This window comes from Oscillospiraceae bacterium (genome assembly GCA_025757685.1).
GTDB lineage: Bacteria > Bacillota > Clostridia > Oscillospirales > Acutalibacteraceae > CAG-217.
In genome coordinates this window covers 123,724-139,464 of sequence record CP107220.1, presented here as the reverse complement: position 1 = coordinate 139,464, position 15,741 = coordinate 123,724, and the positions used below count along the sequence as shown (strand labels likewise).

15 protein-coding genes and 1 tRNA gene are annotated in these 15,741 nt (G+C 54.3%); 9 read left to right on the top strand and 7 right to left on the bottom strand.

The annotated features are described in order from the left end of the window. Positions 1-92 precede the first annotated feature (92 nt). Genes OGM59_00670 through OGM59_00660 form a run of 3 tightly spaced genes read right to left on the bottom strand, consistent with a single transcriptional unit; the run spans position 93 to position 1,991 of the window. Positions 93-704, bottom strand: coding sequence for a TIGR04100 family radical SAM protein (locus tag OGM59_00670; protein ID UYI91010.1), 612 nt, complete (start codon positions 702-704; stop codon positions 93-95). Next, complete coding sequence (locus tag OGM59_00665; GenBank protein UYI91009.1) at positions 697-1,206, bottom strand: ECF transporter S component; 510 nt, start codon at positions 1,204-1,206, stop codon at positions 697-699. Before OGM59_00665 ends, OGM59_00670 begins: the two co-directional genes overlap by 8 nt. After that, positions 1,203-1,991: a PfkB family carbohydrate kinase gene (locus tag OGM59_00660; GenBank protein UYI91008.1), complete on the bottom strand. Its 789-nt coding sequence runs from the start codon at positions 1,989-1,991 to the stop codon at positions 1,203-1,205. The genes OGM59_00665 and OGM59_00660 overlap by 4 nt, the downstream gene beginning before the upstream one ends. Positions 1,992-2,084: 93 nt before the next feature. On the opposite strand from OGM59_00660, the gene OGM59_00655 reads away from it, so the two are divergent. The 4 genes from OGM59_00655 to OGM59_00640 all read left to right on the top strand — a co-directional run bounded on the left by OGM59_00655 (position 2,085) and on the right by OGM59_00640 (position 5,578). Then, positions 2,085-3,389, top strand: a complete 1,305-nt coding sequence (locus tag OGM59_00655) for a PLP-dependent aminotransferase family protein (GenBank protein ID UYI91007.1) — start codon at positions 2,085-2,087, stop codon at positions 3,387-3,389. A 94-nt stretch (positions 3,390-3,483) separates the two neighbouring features. Next, complete coding sequence (locus OGM59_00650) at positions 3,484-3,810, top strand: hypothetical protein (protein ID UYI91006.1); 327 nt, start codon at positions 3,484-3,486, stop codon at positions 3,808-3,810. A 65-nt stretch (positions 3,811-3,875) separates the two neighbouring features. Then, positions 3,876-5,294 (top strand): glycoside hydrolase family 127 protein, encoded by a 1,419-nt coding sequence (locus OGM59_00645; GenBank protein UYI91005.1) that lies wholly within the window; start codon positions 3,876-3,878, stop codon positions 5,292-5,294. Continuing rightward, on the top strand, positions 5,213-5,578 hold the full coding sequence (locus OGM59_00640; protein UYI91004.1) for a hypothetical protein: 366 nt from the start codon (positions 5,213-5,215) through the stop codon (positions 5,576-5,578). Before OGM59_00645 ends, OGM59_00640 begins: the two co-directional genes overlap by 82 nt. 61 nt (positions 5,579-5,639) lie before the next feature. Here the strand turns inward: OGM59_00640 and htpG are convergent, their stop codons facing one another. Beyond that, positions 5,640-7,529 carry a molecular chaperone HtpG gene (htpG, locus tag OGM59_00635; GenBank protein ID UYI91003.1) on the bottom strand — a complete coding sequence of 630 codons (1,890 nt, stop codon included), beginning with the start codon at positions 7,527-7,529 and terminating at the stop codon, positions 5,640-5,642. A 252-nt stretch (positions 7,530-7,781) separates the two neighbouring features. Next, the gene (locus tag OGM59_00630; protein UYI91737.1) at positions 7,782-9,248 is read right to left on the bottom strand and encodes an L-fucose/L-arabinose isomerase family protein; all 1,467 of its coding nucleotides are present in this window, start codon (positions 9,246-9,248) and stop codon (positions 7,782-7,784) included. Between the two features lie 303 nt (positions 9,249-9,551). Between OGM59_00630 and OGM59_00625 the strand changes: the two genes are divergently transcribed. The 3 genes from OGM59_00625 to OGM59_00615 all read left to right on the top strand — a co-directional run bounded on the left by OGM59_00625 (position 9,552) and on the right by OGM59_00615 (position 11,956). Then, the gene (locus OGM59_00625; protein ID UYI91002.1) at positions 9,552-10,442 is read left to right on the top strand and encodes a transporter substrate-binding domain-containing protein; all 891 of its coding nucleotides are present in this window, start codon (positions 9,552-9,554) and stop codon (positions 10,440-10,442) included. Positions 10,443-10,539: 97 nt separating this feature from the next. After that, positions 10,540-11,250 (top strand): amino acid ABC transporter permease, encoded by a 711-nt coding sequence (locus tag OGM59_00620; protein UYI91001.1) that lies wholly within the window; start codon positions 10,540-10,542, stop codon positions 11,248-11,250. Next, entirely contained in the window at positions 11,234-11,956 is a 723-nt protein-coding gene (locus tag OGM59_00615; protein UYI91000.1) for an amino acid ABC transporter ATP-binding protein, read from the top strand. The genes OGM59_00620 and OGM59_00615 overlap by 17 nt, the downstream gene beginning before the upstream one ends. 454 nt (positions 11,957-12,410) lie before the next feature. Here the strand turns inward: OGM59_00615 and OGM59_00610 are convergent, their stop codons facing one another. Next, positions 12,411-13,451, bottom strand: coding sequence for a glycerophosphodiester phosphodiesterase family protein (locus OGM59_00610; protein UYI90999.1), 1,041 nt, complete (start codon positions 13,449-13,451; stop codon positions 12,411-12,413). A gap of 197 nt (positions 13,452-13,648) precedes the next feature. On the opposite strand from OGM59_00610, the gene OGM59_00605 reads away from it, so the two are divergent. Both OGM59_00605 and OGM59_00600 read left to right on the top strand, forming a co-directional pair. Then, positions 13,649-14,581 (top strand): hypothetical protein, encoded by a 933-nt coding sequence (locus OGM59_00605; GenBank protein UYI90998.1) that lies wholly within the window; start codon positions 13,649-13,651, stop codon positions 14,579-14,581. Between the two features lie 377 nt (positions 14,582-14,958). Continuing rightward, positions 14,959-15,034, top strand: a tRNA-Met gene (locus tag OGM59_00600). Positions 15,035-15,426: 392 nt separating this feature from the next. Here OGM59_00600 and OGM59_00595 read toward each other — a convergent pair. Then, the gene (locus OGM59_00595) at positions 15,427-15,699 is read right to left on the bottom strand and encodes a helix-turn-helix domain-containing protein (GenBank protein ID UYI90997.1); all 273 of its coding nucleotides are present in this window, start codon (positions 15,697-15,699) and stop codon (positions 15,427-15,429) included. Between the last annotated feature and the right edge of the window lie 42 nt (positions 15,700-15,741).

Below are 15,741 nucleotides of genomic sequence, written 5' to 3'. Positions count from 1 at the left end.
TTGCCAAAAATTAAAAATGCCGTAACGATGACTTCTGCTTTCGTTAAAATCGTCGTTACAGCACTTTAGCTAAACCGAATGGTTATTCCTTTTTATCTTCCGGCAGCAAAGCTGCGCACACGGAATTTGGCGCCGGTGCTTTCGCACACTTGGCGCGACTTCTCAATATCCTCCGGCGAAATCACATCCACCACCGTCATACGCACATCCGGGCAGTGCGCCACACATTCCCGCGTGAACTGCAGCATGGCGTCAAACGCCTTGCCGCCGTAACAGTTGCGGGTAATCTTATCATACTTCTCTGCCGTAGGCTCGTTGAGAGACACGGAAATGCTGTCAAAATGACGGCACAGCAGCTCTGCGGTGGGCTTGCCGTTAATTAAGTCCGACAGGCCGTTGGTATTCAGCCGCAGGTGAATCTTTGGGTTCACTGTGCGCAGATAATCCGCCGCTTGCAGCAGGTGGTCCAGCGCATTGGTAGGCTCGCCGTAGCCACAAAACACCGCCTCGTCCGTGTGGGCAAAATCATAAGCGTCAATCGCCGCCTTGATTTCCTCCCAGGTAGGCTCCGTGTCAAACCACATTTCCTTCGCATCGCCCACAGCGTCGCCCTTAGAGCGAATGCAAAACGCGCAGTTACAGGGGCACTGATTTGTAATATTCAGATACACACCGTCGTAATAGCGATAAACAATATCAGCCATTGAGATAACCCTTCAATCTTTTATAAATTCCGGCCTTGTCCAGCGCCAGCGCCAGTACAATAAACACCACTGCGCTGCCTACCGCCTGAATGGCATTGGCCGGTATATCCGCGATGGCGCCCTCCCGGTACAGCACCAGATCCGCCACATAGTAGCCGCCAACAGTAATGGCACCGGACAAAATGGTGCACAGCGCCGTCCACACCGTCAGCAATTTATTGCTCTTATTATATAATGCAACAAAGGGAATTGCAATAAGGAATTTGATGATGGCAGAGGGAATGGCATAGGTGGCAAACCCACTGGCAAGATCAGAAAACGCAGCGCCGATGGAAGCAGCCAGGAACGCCCAAGGCCCCAGCAGCAGCCCGCTGAGATAAATCATGGCGTCGCCCACATGAATATAGCCGCCGGCACCGATGGGAATGTGCAGCATGGTCAGGCCGAACACCATGGCGGCGAACAGCGCCGTGAATGAAATTTTTTTTACCGTCTTGTTCATAACAGATCCTCCATAATCTTTTCAAAATCTACGCCGGCCCGGGGGTCTGTACCGTGGGTAACGGCGATGGCGTGGCTGAGAAAATCCACCGCCTGTTTGGCTGCCTGTGCCGGCGTCCGGCCACGAAGCAAGCCGCCGGTGAATACAGAAACAAACAGATCGCCGGTGCCGCTAAAGGAACCGGGGCGCAAGGGCGCTGCCAAGTCTGTACAGTCCCCGTCTGCAAACACCAGGGTGTGGATCTCCGTTCCCTGCCGATAGCCGGTGACCGCCACCACCCGGTGATCCTCTGCCAAGCGGGCGCCCATTTGCCGCACCGCCGCCGGATCCTCGGTATATTCCGCCCCGCACAGCAGCGCCAGTTCGTTTACATTGGGCGTGAGCACATCTGCCTGTGCTGCCAGGCGGCGCACCGCATTACACCGTGCTTCATCAAACCCATCGTACAGGCTGCCGTCGTCCGCCATGACCGGGTCCACCACCAGGAGCGTATCCGCCGTGCGGTGGACAGTCAGAAAGTCCGCAATGCAGTCCCCCTGGGCCGGATTGCTGAGAAAGCCGGTGATGATGCCGTCCGGCTGTACCTCTTGCCAGTCCGCAGTAAATTGGGGCATAAAGCCAGTCAAATCCTCCATAGAGTAACGGTCATAGCCGGTTTGGCGGGTAAGCACCGCCGTAGGCACCGGGTGCACCCGCACGCCCATAGCCGTCAGTACCGGAATGGCCGCCATCAGCGAGCAGTTGCCGTAGCCGGAAAGGTCGTTAAAGACCACGCAGTTTTTCAAATTCTCGCCCCCTTGCTTTTCTGTTATTTATAGTATATACTAATTTTGACAGGAATAAAAGACACAAAAGCCCTGATTTTTTAAGGTACAGTTATGCTAAAATACACCCAAGCCTACACCATGTTTAAGGAAATGATCGCCGACGGGCGACTGCGCCGGGGGGAACGGATGCCCTCTATTCGCCGGGCGGCGGAGCTTTACCGGATCAGCCGCACCACCGTGCAAAATGCTTACTTTCAATTGGCGGCGGAAGGCTATATTTACGCCAAGCCCCAAAGCGGCTACTTTGTGGCGGGAGGTCCTAAGGCACCGGCAACTCCCATGCCCCGCCCGCAGGTGCAGACACCGCCTCGGCTGGATCTCACCGGCAACAGCGCCGATCTGTCCAGCTTTGACTTCTCCCTATGGCAGCGCTACATTAAGAGTGCCTTGCGCCAGCGGCAGCGGCTGCTCACTTACAGCGAGCCGCAGGGAGAGTACGACTTGCGGTGCGCCTTGGCAGACTATGTGCGGGAGCGGCGCAATGTGGTCACTGCGCCGGAACATATTGTGGTAGGCGCCGGGGTGCAAATGCTGCTGGAGATCCTCTGCGTGCTGCTGAAAGGGCGACGCACCGTGTCCTTCCCGGACGGCAGCTTTGTACAGGGCAGTACCGTGTTTGCCGCCCACGGCTACACCGTGCGCACCCGGTACAAGGACGCGGACATTATCTATGTATCTCCCTCCCACATGAACCGGCAGGGTGATGTGATGCCCATTCAGCGGCGGCTGGAGCTGTGCGCCCACTCGGCAGATACCGGCGCGGTGGTGATCGAGGACGACTTTGAAAACGACTTTCTGTACAGCAGCACCCCCACCCCCTCGCTGTACGCCCTGGGCAGCGGCAATGTGGTGTATATGGGCGCCTTCTCCGCCCTGCTGCTGCCGGGCATTCGCATCAGCTTTATGGTGCTCAGCCCGGCGCTGGCCGCCGCCTACCATCAAATGAAAGACACCTTTGCCCAAACTGCGTCCAAAACGGAGCAGATTGCCCTGTGCGCCTACCTGCGGGACGGGAATATGAAGTCCCGCACCAAAAAAATCCGCCGTCTGTACACCGGCAAAGCCAAGACCCTGTGTGCCCTGCTGGCAAAGGCACTGCCGGACCATCCGGTGCGCGTGGGTGAAAACGGCCTGCAGGTGCAGATTGAAACGCCGATGCTACCGGACAACGCCCCTTTTGAGCAAGCGGGACTTGCCTTGTATATTGTAAAAGAGAAAAGCGGCAAAAATATAGTGGTGGTCTCCCCCTCTGCCGTGCCTGCCGATCGGCTGGAAGAAGCCGCCCACGCCGTGGCTGCCGCCCTTTACAAAGCGGAAGAAGCGGCAAAAGCAAAGCAAAGTAAAGATATTTACTAACAGGGACAAGTTTGGTACTCTGGCTGCCAGTCCCATTGTGCCTACCCTTGGGAATTGCTACAATGAAGTTGCAATTTGAAGGAGGTACAACGCCATGAAAAAATACACTGTAAAACACCTGATCTCATCCGCCCTGCTGAGTCTGACCGCCCTGGTGGTGGGCTACGCCCTGCTGAGCCTGCCCTTCCGGCTGATGGACTGGCTGGACCCCACCCAAATGAAGCTGGTGTTCGCCGCCGAATTTGTGCTGTATATCACCGTGCTGGGGCTGGTGATCACCCGCAGGGAAAAGAAATTGGCTGCCAAAAAAGCCGCCTATGCCCGCAGACAGCGCCGCCGCGCTCAGCTGGCACGGCAAGACGCCACCGCCCGCCGCCTGGTTTCCACCACCACTGCAAACGCCGGCCACATTGCCGCTTAAAACAAAATATGCTATAATAGGCCTGTACAAAGACAGGTCTATTTTTTTACCCAAGGAGCAGGCTTATGAAACCTATCAGCCCCAAACACATCACCGTAACCGACCCCTTTTGGGCGCCCCGGATCCGCACAGTAGCTGAAATCGTACTGCCCTATCAATGGCAGGTGCTGCACGATCAGGTGCCCGGTGCGCCAAAGAGCAGCTGCATCGCCAACTTCCAAAAGGCCGCTCATGCCATTGCCGCAGCAAAAGCCGGTGGCCCCCGACCCACCTATCCCACGGACAAATGGTATTATGATGACAAGAACAGCCAAGAGAAGGCCTTTATGGGATGGGTGTTTCAGGACAGCGACCTGTACAAATGGCTGGAGGCCGCCGCCTATGCCATACCCTACGGCAACCGAGCGTACCTGACTGAAAAGAGCCGGGAAGCGGTGGAGATCATTGCCGCCGCCCAGGAGACGGACGGCTATTTGGACACCCTGTATTCCATCAACGGCCTGCAAAACCGATTTACCAACTTAAAGGACTACCATGAGCTGTACTGCTTCGGCCATCTGGCCCAAGCGGCCTGTGCCCGGTGGACCATGCAGGGAGAGCGGGACCTATTGGATATTGCTTGCCGAGCAGCGGACTGCATTTGCCGCACCTTTGGCAAAGGAAAGCGCCCCGGCTATCCCGGCCACCCGCTGGCAGAGCTGGCACTGGTACAACTGTATGAGGTCACCGGCAAGGCGGACTATTTGCAAACAGCCGACTTTTTTATCCGCACGCGGGGCACCCGACCGCTGTTTTTTGACAGGGAACGAGGCGTTGACACCGACGGCAGCGACTATGTTTACAACCAGGCCCACTGCCCGCTGACCGCACAGACAACTGCCGTGGGCCATGCGGTGCGAGGCGTGTACCTATATGCCGGGGCTGCCGCCGTGGCAGAGCATACCGGGAACCGGGCGCTGCAAGCCGCCTGCGAAACGCTGTGGCAAGATCTGTGTCGCACCAAACTGTATGTGACCGGTGCACTGGGCCAGACGGCTGTGGGCGAGGCTTTTGGCCCGGCCTATTATCTGCCGAACGACCTGGCGTATGGGGAAAGCTGCGCCTCTGCCGGGCTGGTATTCTTTGCGCAGCGGCTGTACCGTTGCCACCCGCACGCTGCGTACGGCGCCGTAGCGGAGCTTGCCTTGTGGAACACAATTGCCGGAGCCATGAGCGCCGACGGCTGCCACTTCTACTACGCCAATCCACTGGAGGCGGAGGGTGTACTGAACGATACCGTACCGGAGCGCAAACGCCAGGCGTTGCGCCGCCAAAACTGGTTTGACTGCGGCTGCGCCTACCGGACTGGTGCAAATGTCCTACCCTGGACGGCCAACCTGTTACGGCAAAGGACGGCTACTATGTGCAGCAGATCACTGCCCCCATCACCCTGCGCTTTTGCTTTGTCCCCACGGTACGGCTGCTGTACAGCAACGCCCGGGTAGGCGCCAATGCCGGGCGAGTAGCGCTCAGTCGGGGCGGTCTGATCTATGCGTTGGAGACCCAAGGTGCTCCCTCTATCCACGCCCTTACTTTGGACTCCAAATCACCTATCGTCTATCGGGACGGCTGCCTACTGGCTGCGGGCACCTGTCTGCAACCCAGCGATGATCTGTACACCATATCACCGCCAAAAGCCGAGCCTCGCACCCTGCGTTTCATCCCCTTCTGCCGCAGACTAAACGGTAAGGAGGACCAAATGGCCGTGTGGGTACGCACAACAGACTGAACAAAAAAGAACGGCACTGCCTGCAACTGCAAGCGGTGCCGTTTTTTGTTTTTTGTATGGATTATAACATCATATCCACAATGCTGTCTGCCAGCGCTGTGGGGTTTTGCACATCCAGCCCGCTGATGAGCCGCGCCTGATCGTACAGGATCTTGGTGTATTTCTTCAGCGTTTCCGGATCGTCCTTTAACAGGGCGAACAACTTCTCTGCCAACGGGTGCTTATCGTTGATCTCCAGCACCAGCTGGGCCTTGGCGCCTTGGCCGCCGCCGGGCATACTGCTGAGCACTTTTTCCATCTCCATGGACAGGTAACCCTCTGCCGACAGGCACACTGCGTGGCTGCCTAAGTTGCCGGAGAATTTCACGGCGCTGACTTCCTCGCCCAACGCCTCTTTCATCGTGTCCAGCAAACCCTTGGCGTCGGCATTCTTTTGCTCCATGGCTTTCTTTTCATCTTCGCTTTCCAAATTCAGGTCGTCCTTGGTAATGTTAGCGAACTTCTTGCCATCGTACTCCATGAGCATTTGCAGGGCAAACTCATCTACATCGTCCGTCAGGTACAGCACTTGGTAACCCTTGCTCAGCACCGCGTCCGTCTGGGGCAGCAAAGCGATCTTCTCCGCCGTGTCGCCACAGGCATAATAAATGGTATCCTGCCCCTCGGCCATACCATCCACATACTCTTTCAGGGTCATCATACCCTCCCCGGCAGAGGATCTGAACAGCAACAGGTCTTTCAGGTCGTCCTTCTCGGCGCCGTAGTTGGCATACACGCCGAATTTCAGCTGCACGCCAAAGGTCTTAAAGAATGCCTCGTACTTCTCCCGCTCATTCTTCAGCATGCGGGTCAGCTCATTCTTGATCTTGCGGTTAATGGCCTTGGCAATGATCTTCAGCTGATGATCGTGCTGGAGCATCTCACGGGAGATGTTCAGGCTCAGGTCTGCACTGTCAATGAGCCCGCGCACAAAGCTAAAGTGATCCGGCAGCAGATCCGGGCACTTCTCCATAATCAGCACACCGTTGGAGTACAGCGCCAGCCCTTTTTCAAATTCCTTGGTGTAGTAGTCAAAAGGCGGGTTCTTAGGGATATACAGCAGGGCGTCAAAGGTGGCTTGACCCTCGGTCTTGAAGTGCATCACATCCACCGGGTCCTCATAGTCGCCAAAGCGCTGCTTGTAAAATGCATTGTAGTCCTCCGGCTTCAGCTCGCTTTTGGCCTTACGCCACAGAGGCACCATAGAATTTAAGGTCTCGTCCGCCACCTCTGTCACGGTCTCGCCCTCTTTGTCCGGGTTCGGCACCTGGTGGCTCATCTGCATGATAATGGGATAGCGGATATAATCGCTGTATTTCTTCACCAGGCCCTGAATCCGGTACGGCTCCAGGAACTCGTCGTAATTTTCTTCCTCGGTGTTCTCTTTCAAGTGCAGGGTGATCACCGTACCGCAATCTGCCTTGTCGCAAGGCTCTAAGGTGTAGCCGTCTGCGCCGGTAGAGGTCCAGCAGTTGGCTGTATCTGCCCCAAAGGCCTTAGACTCCACGGTCACCTTGTCCGCCACCATAAAGGCGGAGTAGAACCCAACGCCGAACTGGCCGATCACTTCTACATCGTCGGCAGCCTTGGTGTCGTTCTCCTGCTTAAAGTTCAGGGAACCGGACTTGGCGATGGTGCCCAGGTTCTGCTCCAGTTCTTCGCCGGTCATACCGATGCCGTTGTCTGTCACGGTCAGGGTGCGAGCGTCCTTGTCCACCGCCAGGCGAATGTGAAAATCGCTGCGGTTCATACCCACCGTGTCGTCCGTCAAAGAGCGGAAGTACAGCTTGTCCAGCGCGTCGGAGGCGTTGGAGATCAGCTCCCGCAAAAAGATCTCCTTATGGGTATAAATGGAGTTGATCATCATATCCAGCAGCTTTTTAGACTCTGCCTTGAATTGCTTTTTTCTCATTCAAATCACCTTTGTTATTTCAGAATTAGCACTCTTTGGCTTCGAGTGCTAATTGTTATTATAATCCAATTTTTTTATTTGTCAACCCCGGGGGCAAAAATCCACATTTTGACCTCAAAAAGGCGCAAAAAAGCCCGGCTCTGCAGAGCCGGGCAATGGGTTGATGATCAGGCGGCGAAATCGCGCCGCGATAGGAAGTTCAAGCAGTTATTCATAGGGCGGGGGCTTGCTCCCGCCGACGGACACCCGCTTTTACGCAAAAGGATTTTCCGTAGGATAGAGCATACCCTGGGGCTGATTAAAGCCCACATCGGTAACGCCCAGGCACCGCAGCACATCAAAGATGGCCTTGCCGTAATGGCCAAAAACCACTGCCCCATGGTGGGGGAAGTTCTTTTCAATGAGCACATGGCGATAGAACCGACCCATTTGGGGAATGGCAAACACGCCGATGCCGCCAAAGGAGCGGGTAGGTACCGGCAGCACCTCGCCCTCTGCCACATAGCCCCGCAGCCGGCAATCCGCCGTGGACTGGAGCCGGAAGAAGGTGATGGGACCGGGGGCAATATCCCCCTCCAGGGTGCCGTTGGTGTACTCCACCGGCAGGGTGCGCGCCATGATTTTCTGGTATTTCATCTCGCAGGTGGACAGCTTGCAGGCCGGAGTGTTGCCGCAGTGGAAGCCCATAAAAGTATCGGTTAGGCTGTACGGATACGCATTCTTGATCTTCTCCGCATACAGATCGGCCGGCACGCTGTTGTTAATATCCAGCAGGGTCACCGCGTCCCGACTGACGCAGGTGCCGATAAACTCGGACAGCACGCCGTAAATATCCACCTCGCAGGACACGGGAATGCCCTTGGCGGTCAGGCGGCTGTTTACATAACAGGGCACAAACTGGAACTCCGTCTGGAATGCAGGCCAGCACTTGCCGGCAATGGCCACATACTTGCGCGCGCCCTTGTGGGTCTCCACCCAGTCCAGCAGAGTCAGCTCGTACTGCGCCAGCTTGGCCAGGATCTCCGGCTTCTTATTGCCCTCGCCCAGCTCTTCCTCCATCTCCGCTACCACATCTGGAATGCGGGCGTCCCCGGCGTGGGCGTGGAACGCAGCGTACAGATCCAGCTCGCTGTTCTCCTCAATCTCAATGCCCAGCCGGTGCAGGGGTGCGATAGGCGCGTTGCAGGCCAAAAAGTCCTGGGGACGGGGGCCGAAGGAAATGATCTTCAAATCAGACAGTGCCAGCAGCGCCGTTGCCACCGGTACAAAATCCCGGATCATGGCGGCACAGTCCGCTGCCGTACCCACCGGGTACTGGGGAATATACGCCTGCACGCCACGCAAGTTCAAATTATAGGACGCATTGAGCATACCGCAGTAGGCGTCGCCGCGGCCGTCCAGCAGGCTGTCGCCGCTCTCCTCCGCCGCTGCGCAAAACATCACAGGGCCGTCAAACTGCTTGGCCAGAGTGGTCTCTGCCGTCTCCGGACCGAAGTTGCCCAGGAAGATCACTAAGGCGTTGACCCCGGCAGCCTTTAAGTCTGCTAAAGCCGGCGCCACATCCGTCTCACTTTCTATACACACCGGGCAGTTGTGCAGCATGCCGTACTTGGCATAGGCTGCCGCCAATGCGTCTCGCCGTCCAACGGACAGCGCCATGGGGAAGCAGTCTCGGGACACGCTCACCAGTCCCAGCTTCAGCTCAGGAATATTTGTCATCATCACACTGTACCTCTCTTATCTACCCCCCTTGCCGGGCGGGCGTGATTTATTACTTATTATAGCGCCCCGGCAGGCGTTCGTCAACGGCAGCGGATTTATGCTACATTGCACAAAAAAGCGTATTGTTTTTCGCCCCTTTTTGTGCGCCTATACATTCGCTATGCAAAGACTGCATATTTATGCGTATAATCTATGGAAAGCTCTTGCATTTTCCACGGGAATGTGCTACAGTGAACCACGATAAACCGTATATTTATGAGTATCTGTACGGCAATTTTTTGAAAGGATAGGTACAAAACAATGAAGAAGTTTAACAAAGTCATTGCCCTGGTGCTGGCTGTCCTGTTTGTGGCTGCGTCTTTCGCCGCTTGCTCCTCTAACAGCGGCAAGGATGACAAGGGCACCACAGAGGCCGCCAAGACCCAGAAGGTCAAGGTGATCGACATTGCACTGTCTGACGAGGAATACGCCTTTGGCGTGGACAAAAAGCAGCCGGAGCTGAAAGAGAAGGCCAACGCTTTCATCAAAGAGCTCAAAAAAAACGGCAAGCTGGACGAAATCTGCAATCACTACTTTGGCAGCGGTGAGCCGGCAGGCGTGACCAGCGCCGCCGAGGACAGCGCCAAGGATCAGCTGGTGGTTGCCACCAACGCCGAGTTTGAGCCTTTTGAGTACAAGAAGGGCGACACCTTCTACGGCATTGACATGGAGATTGCCAAAGCACTGGCAGACAGCCTGGGCAAAGAGCTGGTAATCAAGGACATGAAGTTTGAGGCCGTGGTTACCTCCGTGCAGCAGCAGAAGTGCGACATCGCTATGGCCGGCTTGACCGTCAACGAGACCCGCGCAAAGCAGGTAGACTTTACCGACTCTTATTATTCCGCTTCTCAGAAAGTGGTTGTAAAGGGCGACGACACCACCTTTGACGCTTGCAAGACCAAGGAAGATGTGGAGAAGATCCTGAACGGCCTGGACAGCAACGTGAAGATCGGCGGCCAGAACGGCACCACCGGTCAGTCCTATGTACAGGGCAGCGAGGATATGGGCTTTGCCGGTTTGAAGGCACAGTTCGTTGGTTATGACAACGCCTCTCTGGCTATGCAGGACCTGATCAACGGCAACCTGAATTATGTGATCGTAGATGCCGCACCGGCAGCTGCCATCACCACCGCCATCAACAATGTGGCATAATCAGGTCAAATAAACAAAGACGAATCCGCACCTCACCCCCGCACGGGGGTGGGGCATTTTTTGACAAGAAGCCGCCTTGGCGGCAGGGACGCAACTTATGGATAATTTTAGCAACAAAGTTCAGGTTTTCCTTGACTACTTTATTCATCACGACGGCTACAAGACGGTACTGCTTGGCCTGCGCAATACGGCGGAGATCGCCATGCTGGGCCTGCTGATCGGTATCGTTTTCGGCACCGTGATCGCCACCACCCGGGTTATTCCACGCACCAATCCGGTGGCTAAGTTCTTTAACGGTCTGTCCGGGCTGTATGTGGGCCTGTTCCGAGGCACCCCCATTGTGGTACAGCTGCTGGTATTCTACTATGTGCTGATGCCGCTGATGAACCTGCACATGAACTCCGTGGCCGTAGCCGTGGTGGTCTTCGGTATGAACTCCGCCGCCTATATCTCCGAAATCATGCGCGCCGGTATTCTGTCCGTAGACAGTGGGCAGATGGAGGGCGGCCGGGCCATTGGTCTGAGCTACGCCACCACCATGATGAAGATTGTAATTCCCCAAGCGGTCAAGAATATTTTGCCCACGCTGGGCAACGAGTTTATCTCGCTGATCAAAGAGACCTCGGTGGTCAGCTTCGTAGGCGCTATGGACCTGTATGTTGCGTTTAACCGCATTGGCTCCAACAGCTACGAATTTATGATCCCCTACTTGGTGATGGCTCTGATCTACATTGTGATCGTACTGGTAATCACCCTGGGCATTAAGTTGATGGAAAGGAGCCTGAGAAAAAGTGATAAAGGTATCTGACCTGCACAAAAGCTTTGGTAAGCTGGAAGTGCTGAAAGGCATAGACGAAAACATCGAAAAGGGCGAAAAGATCGTAGTGATCGGCCCCTCCGGCTCTGGCAAGAGCACCTTTTTGCGGTGCCTGAATTTGCTGGAAACCCCCACCTCCGGTCAAATCTGGTTTGACGGCCAGTGCATTACGGATAAAAAGACGGACATCAACCGGGTGCGCCGCAGTATGGGCATGGTGTTTCAGCACTTTAACCTGTTTAACAACAAGACCGTGCTGGGCAACATTACCCTGGCCCCCATTCAGCTGAAGCTGATGAACAAGGAGGAGGCCAACGAGAACGCCCTGCGCCTGCTGGATCGGATCGGCCTGCGGGATAAGGCAGACGCCTATCCCTCCATGCTTTCCGGCGGCCAAAAGCAGCGAATCGCCATCGTGCGCTCTCTGGCCATGAACCCTAAGGTGATGCTCTTTGATGAGCCCACCTCCGCCCTGGACCCGGAAATGGTGGGTGAGGTGCTGGATCTGATGAAAGAACTGGCCAACGACGGTATGACCATGGTGGTGGTCACCCACGAGATGGGCTTTGCCAAGGAGGTTGCCAGCCGGGTGCTGTTTATGGACGACGGCAAGGTGCTGGAAGAAGGCACCCCCACGAATATATTCGACCACCCCAAGGCCGAGCGCCTAACCACCTTCCTGGATAAGGTACTGTAATCCATCGTGTATAGCAAAAAGGAACGGCAATGCCGTTCCTTTTCTTTTTGCCCTTATGCAATCACGGCAGGAGCAAGCTATCTGCGGAAAATACAAACGGCATAATCCCTCCGTCTGCTCGCAGGCTCGCAGCCACCTCCCTTTACAAGGGAGGCAAATCGGTTTCATCCTCTTAGGCTCCCTTGCAAAGGGTGACTCCCCGCAGTGCGGGGAGATGTCGCGCAGCGACAAAGGGGACGGACGCCAGTTAGGCGCTGTCACGAAGTGACTGAGGGATTGCGGCACGATGTGGGCATCGTGCCCTACAAATCATATATTACATCGGTCACAAATCCTCATAGAAAGGTACCTTACTCCCGCTGTACTTTGCAGGTCAATTACCGCGCAAAATACCGGCCGACTAATGCCGACCGGTACACACTGATTCTATTCTGTTTTCACCATCGCCGGATATTTACGCCTTATCCTGCATGGTATCATAAAGCTTATCCGGGTAATCGGACATAATGCAATCGGCGCCCAAATCCACCAGGTAGGCCATGTCCTCCGGGTCGTTCACTGTCCAATACTGCACGGCCATATCGTGGGCGTGGGCATAATTGATTACCGTGGCTGTGCCCAGGTTGAAGCCCAGGTTCTTGTACGGCGCGCAATAGGGAATTTGCAGCACCTTGCAGGGCGGCGTGTAATTCTCGTCATTGCGCAGGGCTGCAGCCCAGAATTCCGCCACCTCGGCAATGGAAGTGCTGCGGGTCATATCCTTATAAGTGGCGTCCACATAGGCGCTCACTTCCTTATGGAAGGTGCCGAAGATCACCCGGTCGATAATTCCGCGCTCTTTCATAATATTATAGAGCAGGTCCACACCGTGGGTGCCCAAATCGCCGCTGTTTTTAATCTCGATAATATACTTATATTCGCCCTTGCCCTGTGCGATCAGGTAATCCAACGCGTCCTCCACCCGCAAAATACGCAGATCGTCCGGCACCTGATCCCCATGCAGGTTCGCATAGGGCTTTTCGCCGCTTTCCGTCTCAAACTGAGCGCCCATATTCAACTGGCGCAGTTCGTCATAAGTCTTGTTCTCCGGGCGCACATCTTTCTCGCCAAACACCTGCTGGCTGTCCGAGGTGCGGTCCACCGTGTCGTCATGAAGCAGCACCAGCACATCGTCCTTGGTGACATGCAGATCAAACTCAAACACATCAATGGAGAAGTCCGGGTTCTCGGCGCAATTCTTAAAGGCACGCAGAGTCTCCTCCGGTTCGATCCCGCCGCCGCTGCGGTGGCCGGAAATGTCTGTCTGTTCCAAAACATACGGGTTTTGGGTGTCGTACGTTTGAATGTGGTCCGGGTCCGACCGATGGTGGCACACCACCACATCCGTAATCACAATGGCCAGGATCAGTACCCCCAGTACCGCCAGCACAATGCGACCGGCACGGTGTTTTTTCCGCCCGGCTTTCTTCTTGGTTTTTTGCAGCGTCTCCGCCATAATTAAAATCCCCCTTCTGCAAGGTAGTATCCCTGGATTTTGTATTTTTAGATACTACTTGCTAATTGTAAGTGTACTGGATTCCCTGTAAAAAATCAACCGAAAACGGAATTTTCTATTTTTTTTGGACAGATTTGAAAAAAGCAGTTGAAAATTATGTTCCTATCGGTTATTATACTGTAGAAAGGGGATTTATTATGAGCTATAATGTGAAACGCAAATCCGCACTGGATGTGATCATCCGCATTTTGTTAATCGCACTGGTTGCCGTTGCAGTTATCTTTGCCGTTAAGGTGGTATTTTCTGCCGCCAAGACCGCACCCGTAGCTGCCGACGCCGCCGCTACTGAGGACAAGTCCGTAATCGGCGAGTTTCAGGCCGGTACATACGGCGGTATTAAGATGGACACCGCCGAGGACGCAGTCAAGTACTATGTAGAGGCCTACAACAAGACCAAGGCTGAGACCGCCGAGTTCAATACCCCGGAGGGCAAGCAGACTTGGAGCGCCTTCATCGGCGATGAGGACTTAAAGATTAACAGCGTCATCATCGACGGTAATGAGAACAAAACCATCAACAGCATGGTACCCGGTATCGTAGGCGGCATTTTTCACGCAGGCACCTCTGCCCTGCCTCCCACCGCCGGCAAAGTGCAGAAGGACGATGTAGACGAGAAGGGCAACAGCTTAGTCACCTCTTCTCTGACTGCCGATGATGTGCTGGCTGTTGTAGTTGAGGACAATGGCGACGGCACCATCACCATGAAGATCCAGCCTAAGATGGCTGAAATGAGCCACAAGGGTCAGGACTCTCAGGGTCGGTTCTTCAATACACTGGGCGGCATCGACTCCGTTGTTAATAGCATCAAGCCGCTGACCTGGTCTGAGGGCACCACTGCCGATAACTGCAAGGTACATTATAAGAATGGCACCGGCGTTGTGAAAATCGACACCAAGACCGGCATGATCGTAGAGGCCGACTATGATATGGAAGTTACCGTAGATGTGTCCCATGCGAATGTAGCCGTTCTGCGCGACAAGAGCGCCGTGGTAAGCATCACTTACAAGAACCACTTCCCGGCCAGCGACGAGTATCTGGCAAAGCATGGCGAGATCAGCCGCGTAAAATAAGTTAAAATCGCTTGCAACCCTGCCGCGCGGCAGGGTTGTTTTTTGCCTATTTTTGGATTTTATTGGGGCATTTTGTGCCTTTTGCTACCGCTGCACAGCTAAATTTATACCCGCTGTAATGATACACCATAAATAAATTCGTTAAATATCTGCAATTCGCTTGCCTTTTTGGCCGGAATATAGTATTATATTTTTGTGCTTAAGCACAGGTTAAGGTTATCATCGGCAGATGATGGGAGAGCAGTGGGTTTTCAGTGGCCCGCTGCTTTTTCATTGCCCGGGCCGCCATTGATTTTTTCTTTGCCAAAATTTAGGTGTTGACAAAATGAAAATATCTGCTATAATGATATAGCACTGAGGAAGTGCACCAACCATATCGCGGAGTAGAGCAGTTGGAAGCTCGTCGGGCTCATAACCCGGAGGTCGTAGGTTCGAGTCCTACCTCCGCAACCACCAAAACAGACACCAAACGGTGTCTGTTTTTTATTATTTATTTGGACTCGAACCTACGACACGTGGCTCCAAATGCGTAAGCATTTGGGAGGAACAGTCCGGTGGACTGTTTCGTAGCGAGTGCGCAATCTCGGTCCTACCTCCGCAACCACCAAGACGGCGTTTGTTTACGCCGTCTTTTTTCTTTCTGTTTTTGTTTTTGGCTTAAATAAGCCAAATTTCCGCTTGCGTAAAAACGAGAGAAAATAAAAACCTTGTGGCGTTGCAGTACAGGTTGCAGTACACTCTATTGCAACGCCGTAGGACGAGGACTTGCTCCCGCCGTTTATCTACGTAAACATTCTAAAAAGGCAGCGCTCATTAGCGCCACCCTTTATATTTGTACACCGTTTCTACCTGCTACCCTTTCCTTTAAGGTTTGTGTAAAAGTCTTGTAAAAATTCGGATGTATCTACTTTCAAGCACAAACTAAAACAAGCAAATTCATAATCTGTAACTTGTCTTTGATTTCGTTCAATTTTACTAATCATCTGCTGGTCAATATTTACGCCCAAAACCTGCATTTTTGCTGCCAATTCACTTTGAGAAAGCCCACGCTCCGTCCGAATGCGTGCAAGAACTTTTCCAATAACATTTTTATATTCACCGAATGTGATTTGTTTCATTCCATCATCTCCACGTCATACTAACGTATTGACAATACCACA

Coding starts and splice junctions, on each gene's coding strand:
- OGM59_00630 (UYI91737.1), bottom strand. CDS start 9,248: ATGACAAATATTCCTGAGCTGAAGCTGGGACTGGTGAGCGTGTCCCGA.
- OGM59_00670 (UYI91010.1), bottom strand. CDS start 704: ATGGCTGATATTGTTTATCGCTATTACGACGGTGTGTATCTGAATATT.
- OGM59_00605 (UYI90998.1), top strand. CDS start 13,649: ATGAGCTATAATGTGAAACGCAAATCCGCACTGGATGTGATCATCCGC.
- OGM59_00620 (UYI91001.1), top strand. CDS start 10,540: ATGGATAATTTTAGCAACAAAGTTCAGGTTTTCCTTGACTACTTTATT.
- OGM59_00665 (UYI91009.1), bottom strand. CDS start 1,206: ATGAACAAGACGGTAAAAAAAATTTCATTCACGGCGCTGTTCGCCGCC.
- OGM59_00650 (UYI91006.1), top strand. CDS start 3,484: ATGAAAAAATACACTGTAAAACACCTGATCTCATCCGCCCTGCTGAGT.
- OGM59_00595 (UYI90997.1), bottom strand. CDS start 15,699: ATGAAACAAATCACATTCGGTGAATATAAAAATGTTATTGGAAAAGTT.
- OGM59_00610 (UYI90999.1), bottom strand. CDS start 13,451: ATGGCGGAGACGCTGCAAAAAACCAAGAAGAAAGCCGGGCGGAAAAAA.
- OGM59_00655 (UYI91007.1), top strand. CDS start 2,085: ATGCTAAAATACACCCAAGCCTACACCATGTTTAAGGAAATGATCGCC.
- OGM59_00625 (UYI91002.1), top strand. CDS start 9,552: ATGAAGAAGTTTAACAAAGTCATTGCCCTGGTGCTGGCTGTCCTGTTT.
- OGM59_00645 (UYI91005.1), top strand. CDS start 3,876: ATGAAACCTATCAGCCCCAAACACATCACCGTAACCGACCCCTTTTGG.
- htpG (UYI91003.1), bottom strand. CDS start 7,529: ATGAGAAAAAAGCAATTCAAGGCAGAGTCTAAAAAGCTGCTGGATATG.